Source organism: Streptomyces sp. NPDC005899, assembly GCF_040629645.1.
Lineage (GTDB): Bacteria > Actinomycetota > Actinomycetes > Streptomycetales > Streptomycetaceae > Streptomyces.
On sequence record NZ_JBEXWB010000241.1, the window covers coordinates 1 to 6,997 of the forward strand.

The 6,997-nt window shown below is 70.9% G+C and carries 7 protein-coding genes; 1 reads left to right on the forward strand and 6 read right to left on the reverse strand.

Features of this window, described 5'->3' with window-relative positions; all coding sequences use genetic code 11:
- Positions 1-22: 22 nt before the first annotated feature.
- From glmM to ABZ371_RS23195, 4 genes are all read right to left on the reverse strand, one after another.
- Positions 23-1,381 (reverse strand): phosphoglucosamine mutase, encoded by a 1,359-nt coding sequence (glmM, locus tag ABZ371_RS23180; RefSeq protein WP_358682822.1) that lies wholly within the window; start codon positions 1,379-1,381, stop codon positions 23-25.
- 206 nt (positions 1,382-1,587) lie between these two features.
- Positions 1,588-2,115: a 30S ribosomal protein S9 gene (rpsI, locus tag ABZ371_RS23185; protein WP_014047805.1), complete on the reverse strand. Its 528-nt coding sequence runs from the start codon at positions 2,113-2,115 to the stop codon at positions 1,588-1,590.
- A gap of 45 nt (positions 2,116-2,160) precedes the next feature.
- Positions 2,161-2,604 carry a 50S ribosomal protein L13 gene (gene rplM, locus ABZ371_RS23190; protein WP_030914195.1) on the reverse strand — a complete coding sequence of 148 codons (444 nt, stop codon included), beginning with the start codon at positions 2,602-2,604 and terminating at the stop codon, positions 2,161-2,163.
- 231 nt (positions 2,605-2,835) lie between these two features.
- Positions 2,836-4,455, reverse strand: a complete 1,620-nt coding sequence (locus tag ABZ371_RS23195; protein WP_358682825.1) for an ATP-binding cassette domain-containing protein — start codon at positions 4,453-4,455, stop codon at positions 2,836-2,838.
- A 67-nt stretch (positions 4,456-4,522) separates the two neighbouring features.
- Here ABZ371_RS23195 and ABZ371_RS23200 point away from each other — a divergent pair, with 67 nt between their 5' ends.
- Positions 4,523-5,374, forward strand: coding sequence for a hypothetical protein (locus ABZ371_RS23200; protein ID WP_358682827.1), 852 nt, complete (start codon positions 4,523-4,525; stop codon positions 5,372-5,374).
- Positions 5,375-5,404: 30 nt separating this feature from the next.
- On the opposite strand, the gene truA is transcribed toward ABZ371_RS23200, so the two are convergent.
- Both truA and rplQ read right to left on the reverse strand, forming a co-directional pair.
- Positions 5,405-6,259: a tRNA pseudouridine(38-40) synthase TruA gene (truA, locus tag ABZ371_RS23205; RefSeq protein ID WP_358682828.1), complete on the reverse strand. Its 855-nt coding sequence runs from the start codon at positions 6,257-6,259 to the stop codon at positions 5,405-5,407.
- A 78-nt stretch (positions 6,260-6,337) separates the two neighbouring features.
- Positions 6,338-6,841 carry a 50S ribosomal protein L17 gene (gene rplQ / locus ABZ371_RS23210; RefSeq protein ID WP_358682830.1) on the reverse strand — a complete coding sequence of 168 codons (504 nt, stop codon included), beginning with the start codon at positions 6,839-6,841 and terminating at the stop codon, positions 6,338-6,340.
- Between the last annotated feature and the right edge of the window lie 156 nt (positions 6,842-6,997).

A 6,997-nucleotide genomic window follows, 5' to 3' on the forward strand; every position in this document is an offset into this window, starting at 1 on the left:
CGCGCCGCCGGCCGGCGTGCCGTCAGCCGAGTGCCGACTTCACGACGTCGGCCAGCTGTCCGGCGACGGCGCGGGCCTGCTCGATGTCGGCTGCCTCCACCATCACCCGGACCAGCGGCTCCGTGCCGGACTTGCGCAGCAGTACGCGTCCGGTGTCACCCAGCTCGCGTTCGGCCTGGGCGATGGCGGTGGCCAGTTCGGGCGAGGTGTCCACACGGGACTTGTCGACGTCCGGCACGTTGATGAGGACCTGCGGCAGGCGCTGCATCACACCGGCCAGGTCGGCGAGCGTACGGCCGGTCGCGGCGACCCGGGCCGCGAGCATCAGCCCGGTGAGCGTGCCGTCACCGGTGGTGGCGTGGTCCAGGACGATCACGTGGCCGGACTGCTCGCCGCCGAGCGCGAAGCCCTCGGCCTTCATCGACTCCAGGACGTAGCGGTCGCCGACGGCGGTCTGGACGAGCCGGATGCCCTCCCGCTCCATCGCCATCTTGAAGCCCAGGTTGGACATGACCGTGCCGACGACGGTGTCCTTGCGCAGCTGGCCGGCCTCGCGCATGGCGAGGGCGAGCACGGCCAGGATCTGGTCGCCGTCGATCTCCTCGCCGCGGGCGTCGACGGCCAGGCACCGGTCGGCGTCGCCGTCGTGCGCGATGCCGAGGTCGGCCCGGTGCTCGACGACGGCGGCCCGCAGCAGCTCCAGGTGGGTGGAGCCGCAGCCGTCGTTGATGTTCAGGCCGTCCGGCTCCGCGCCGATGGTGACGACCTCGGCCCCGGCCCGGGCGAATGCCTCGGGCGAGACCCGGGCGGCCGCGCCGTGCGCCTCGTCGAGGACGACCTTCAGCCCGTCGAGCCGGTTGGGCAGCACGCCGATCAGGTGGGCGACGTAACGGTCGAAGCCCTCCTTGTAGTCGGTGACCCGGCCCACGCCGCCGCCGGTCGGGCGGGCCCACGGCTCGCCGGTGCGGTGCTGGTCGTAGACCGTCTCGATGCGGTCCTCCAGCTCGTCGGCGAGCTTGTGGCCGCCGCGGGCGAAGAACTTGATGCCGTTGTCGGGCATGGCGTTGTGACTCGCCGAGAGCATGACACCGATGTCGGCGCCGAGCGCGCCGGTGAGGTACGCCACGGCCGGGGTCGGCAGCACGCCGACCCGCAGGACGTCCACGCCCGCGCTGGCCAGGCCCGCGACGACGGCGGCTTCGAGGAACTCGCCGGATGCGCGGGGGTCGCGGCCCACCACGGCTGTCGGCCGGTGCCCTTCGAAGGTGCCGGCCTCGGCCAGTACGTGCGCCGCCGCGACCGAGAGCCCGAGCGCGAGCTCGGCCGTCAGGTCCGCGTTGGCGACACCACGCACGCCGTCCGTGCCGAAGAGTCGTCCCACTGGTGTCCTCCGATGGTGCTCCGAAACCACAAAACCGAGCAAGCAGAACAGGGCGGGGCCAGACGCAGCGAAGTGACACGCGGTCACGGCCGCCAGCCCGATAAACGTCTTAAGCCGTTATACGCCCGCGAGAGCTGATAAACGAACGCCCCGGCGGCACGCGGTGTGCCGCCGGGGCGAACGTGTAACGCGGACGAGCAGGCGATTTAGCGCTTGCTGTACTGCGGGGCCTTACGGGCCTTCTTGAGACCGGCCTTCTTGCGCTCGACCGCACGGTCGTCGCGGGAGAGGAAGCCGGCCTTCTTCAGCGTGGCGCGGTTGTTGTCCACGTCCGCCTCGTTCAGCGCGCGGGCCACGCCGAGGCGCAGGGCGCCGGCCTGACCGGAGACGCCGCCACCCGAGATGCGGGCGATGACGTCGTAGCGGCCGTCGAGCTCGAGCACCTTGAAGGGCTCGTTGACTTCCTGCTGGTGCACCTTGTTGGGGAAGTAGTCCTCAAGGGTGCGACCGTTGATCTTCCACTTGCCGGAACCCGGAACGATCCGGACACGGGCGATGGCGTTCTTGCGGCGGCCCAGGCCGGCCGCGGGCTGCGGGTCGCCGAAGCGGCCCGCGAGCGACTCGGAGGTGTACTCACCCTCGACGGGGACCTCCGACTCGAAGGTGGTCACCTCGGCGAAGGTCTCTTCACCCTCGGTGCCCTCGACGGGCGTCTCAACAGTGGTCTCGGCCACGATTCTCCTCAGATCTTTCTTTACGTCTTAGGGGGGAGGCCGGAACTACTGCGCGACCTGGGTGATCTCGAACGGGACCGGCTGCTGCGCAGCGTGCGGGTGCTGGTCGCCCGCGTAGACCTTCAGCTTCGAGAGCATCTGACGACCCAGGGTGTTCTTGGGGATCATGCCCTTGATGGCCTTCTCGACGGCCTTCTCGGGGTTCTTCGAGAGGAGCTCGTCGTAACGCACGGAGCGGAGACCGCCCGGGAAGCCCGAGTGGCGGTACGCCATCTTCTGGGTCTTCTTGTTACCCGAGAGGTGGACCTTCTCGGCGTTGATGATGATGACGAAGTCGCCCATGTCCATGTGGGGGGCGTAGATCGCCTTGTGCTTGCCTCGGAGGAGGTTCGCAGCCGTGGTGGCCAGACGGCCCAGGACGATGTCCTCGGCGTCGATGATGTGCCACTGGCGAGTGACATCGCCGGGCTTGGGGCTGTACGTACGCACTTCGTAGCCTTCGCTTCTTCAGTGGATGAGGTCCAGACACATGGCACCCCTGAAGCGATCATGCAGCTGGGGCTCACAATCGCCGGGGACACTGCCCGTATGCGAGCCACTGGTAACTGCTCCAGAGAACCTACGTAGGGGCTCCTCGTACGAGGACGACGAAGCCGATACGTATAACAACGGCCGACGATACCCGTCCCGCCCCGGACGGGTCAAAACGCGCCGCCGCCCCTACCGCTTCCGCTCCACCCGCCGCTCGTCCCAGACCGGCTCCGCCGACTCCCGGACCACCCCGTCCGAGCCGAAGACGAGGTACCGGTCGAAGGACTTCGCGAACCAGCGGTCGTGGGTCACGGCCAGCACCGTGCCGTCGTACACCTCGAGCCCGTCCTGGAGGGCCTCCGCCGACTCCAGGTCCAGGTTGTCGGTCGGCTCGTCGAGCAGCAGCGCGGTCGTGCCGGCCAGCTCCAGCAGGAGGATCTGGAAGCGCGCCTGCTGCCCGCCGGACAGCTTCTCGAACGCCTGGTCCCCCTGCCGCTCCAGTTCGTACCGGCGCAGCACGGACATCGCCCCGCCGCGGTCCTTGGCGTGTTCCGTCCACAGGATGTCCACGAGCGTCCTGCCCAGCAGTTCCGGGTGGGCGTGCGTCTGCGCGAAGTGCCCGGCCACGACCCGGGCGCCGAGCTTCCACTCACCGGTGTGGGCGACCGGCTCCCCGGCCAGCAGGCGCAGGAAGTGCGACTTCCCCGAGCCGTTGGAACCGAGGACCGCGACCCGCTCCCCGTAGTAGATCTCCAGGTCGAACGGCTTCATCAGGCCGGTGAGCTCCAGGTTCGTGCAGGTCACCGCACGCACGCCGGTCCGCCCGCCGCGCAGCCGCATCCGGATCTCCTGCTCGCGGGGCGGCTCCGGCGGCGGCCCCGCCTCCTCGAACTTTTTGAAGCGGGTCTGCATGGCGTGGTAGCGGTTCGCCATGTCCGGGCTGTTCGCCGCCTGCTGCCGCATCCGCAGGACCAGCGCCTTCAGGCGGGCGTGCTCCTCCTCCCAGCGCCGCAGCAGCTCCTCGAAGCGGGCGAAGCGCTCCTTGCGGGCCTGGTGGTAGGTGGAGAATCCGCCGCCGTGCACCCAGACGTCCGAGCCGGCCGGGCTGGGCTCCACGCTGACGATCTTCTCCGCGGCCCGGGAGAGAAGCTCCCGGTCGTGGGAGACGAAGAGCACCGTCTTACGGGTCTCCCCGAGCTTCTCCTCGAGCCACCGCTTGCCGGGGACGTCGAGGTAGTTGTCCGGCTCGTCGAGCAGCAGCACCTCGTCGGGGCCCCTGAACAGCGCCTCCAGGACCAGCCGCTTCTGCTCGCCGCCGCTGAGGGTCCGCACCTCGCGCCACTGCGCCTTCTCGTACGGCATGCCGAGCGCGGCCGTGGTGCAGATGTCCCACAGCGTCTCGGCCTCGTAGCCCCGCACCTCCGCCCAGTCGCTGAGGGCCTGCGCGTACGCCATCTGCGCGGCCTCGTCGTCGACGGTCAGGATGCGCTCCTCGGCGGTGTCGACGGCCCTCGCCGCCTCCCTGATCCGGGGCTGCGCCACGGACACCAGCAGGTCGCGCACGGTGCGCTCGTCCCGTACGGAACCGACGAACTGGGCCATCACCCCGAGCCCGCCGCTCACCGACACCGAGCCGCCGTGCGGCTGGATCTCCCCGGCGAGCAGCCTCAGGAGCGTCGTCTTGCCCGCTCCGTTCGCTCCGACCAGGGCGACGACCGCCCCGTCCGCCACCCGGAACGAGGCGTCGCCGAGCAGCACCCGCCCGTCCGGCAGGTAGTACTCCAGGTGGCCCGCTTCAAGATGTCCCATACGAAGCATTGTCGCGGCCCGGGAACCGTTGACCCAACCGGATTACGGCCGGTCTAGGATTCGCCGCATGAGCTTTGGGCAAGGGGGGCCCTCCTGGGGGCCCGGAGACAGCGGGACTCCGGACTGGGCGGCACTGGCCGAGGCGTCCGCGGCACGCAGCCGGCGCAGGAAGTGGCTGATGATCGGCGGCGGCGCGCTGGCCACCGCGGCGGTCGCGGCGATCGTGGCCACGGCCGTCATCACGACGGACGGCCGCGGCGCCCCGGGCTCGGACGGCGACGCGAGCGCGCTGCCCTCCGCCGCCGGCCTCCCCGCGGAGAGCGGGGTGCCGCAGCCGTCGTTCTCCTCGGTCGCCCCGCCGCCCCCGCCGAACCCGAGGGACTACATAGCCGACGAGCGCAAGGACAAGGCCCCGGTCACCGTCGACGCCTTCTTCCCGGGCCGGAAGCTCACCATGGGCGACCGCGTCTACGTGAAGGGCGCGACCGCCAGGACGGCGAGCTGCGCCGCGACGACTCAGGGCGCCCTCGGCTCGATCCTCGTGAACAACGGCTGCGACCAGGTCATCCGCGCGACCTACGCCAAGGACGGCATCGCGGTCACCGTCGGCCTCGCCGTCTTCGGCACCGAGGCGGAGGCCCGGAAGGCCGCCCAGCAGGCGACCGGCGGTCTCGCCTCCCTCAGCGGCTCCGGGGTCCCCACCTTCTGCCGCGGGGGTTCCGTGTGCCGGCGCACCGCCAACTCCTACGGCCGTTACGCCTACTTCACGGTGGGCGGCTACACCAGCGGGAAGAACGTCACCACGGCCTCCGCGGACGTCTACAAGGTCGGCGACGACCTGACCGACTTCACGTTCCGCCAGATCCGCCACCGCGGGGACGTCCAGGCTTCGGCGGCGGCGGCCGCCCCCGCCGCCTGACCGCGCTTCCCGGGCTCCCGCCGGCACGGCTCAGCAGCAGCCCGCCACCGGCAGCGACCTGACGTTCCTGGCCTCCACGGCACGGGCCGCCAGCAAGGCGTCGGCCGGGTAGGCCACTTCCTCCAGAGTCAGCCCGTGCGGCCTGACCACATGGACGCCGGGGTCCCGCACCCGGGCCGCCAGCACCTCGGCCGGCCACCGTGCGGGGCGCCGCCCGTCGCCCACGAAGAGCGCCGCACCGATCAGGGCGCGCACCATGTTGTGGCAGAAGGCGTCGGCCTGCACCGTCGCCGTCAGGACACCCGACTCCTCCTCGCGCGTCCAGTGCAGCTTCTGGAGCGTGCGGATCGTGGTGGCGCCCTCGCGCTTCTTGCAGTAGGCGGCGAAGTCGTGCTCCCCCACCATGAGGGCGGCGGCCTCGTTCATCGCGTCGACGTCCAGCGGCCGGTCGTGCCAGAGCACGTGTCCCCGCAGCAGCGGGTCCACCCCGCCCGGCCGGTCGCCCACCCGGTACGCGTAGCGGCGCCACAGGGCGGAGAACCGCGCGTTGAAGCCGGCGGGCGCCTCGGCGGCCCGCCAGATCCGCACGTCCAGCGGCAGCCGGCCGGCCAGCCGCCGCAGCAGCTTCTCCTCGTGCTCCGCCCACACCTCGGCCGGCAGGTCGACGTGCGCCACCTGCCCGCGGGCGTGCACCCCGGCGTCCGTGCGCCCCGCGACCGTCAGGTCGTACGTCACCGACGACCGCGTCACCGTCCGCAGCGCGTCCTCGATCTCGCCCTGCACCGTGCGCCTGCTGGTCTGCTTCGCCCAGCCGGAGAAGTCCTTCCCGTCGTAGGAAAGGTCCAGCCGTACCCGTACAAAGCCGGGCTCTGCCTCGTCACTCACCCGCGCATCCTCTCAGAACGGAACGGGCCCGCACCGCCCCGAAGGGTGGTGCGGGCCCGTACCCGGGTCTCAGGACGCTCAGGCGTCCTTGGACTCCTCGGCGGCGTCGGCCGGCTTGGCGTCCTCGACGGTCTCGGCCGGAGCCTCGTCCTTCTTGAGGTCGTCTTCCTTGACAGCGCGCTTGGTGGCGGCCTCGGCCTCACCGGTGGCCTGCTGCGCCACGGTCAGCGCCTCGACCAGCTCGATGACCGCCATCGGGGCGTTGTCGCCACGACGGTTGCCGATCTTGGTGATGCGGGTGTAGCCACCGGGGCGGTTCTCGTACCGCGGAGCGATCTCGGTGAAGAGCGTGTGCACGATGCCCTTGTCCGTGATCGACTGCAGCACCAGGCGACGGTTGTGGATGTCGCCCTTCTTCGCCTTGGTGATGAAACGCTCGGCGACCGGACGCAGGCGGCGGGCCTTGGCCTCGGTCGTGGTGATGCGGCCGTGCTCGAACAGCGACTTCGCGAGGTTGATGAGAAGAAGCTTCTCGTGCGCAGCGCTGCCGCCCAGACGGGCACCCTTGGCGGGCTGAGGCATGGTTTTCTCCTTGTGTGCTGCACCGGCCGTATCAGGTACCGGTGTCAGTTCCCGCGAGGCGGTCGCCCCGCGGAAGTCGTGCGGCCGGACCCGGCGCGGGGGAGGCCCCCACACCGGGCCCCCCCCCCCCGGGACCGCGCGAAAAAAGACGAGTAA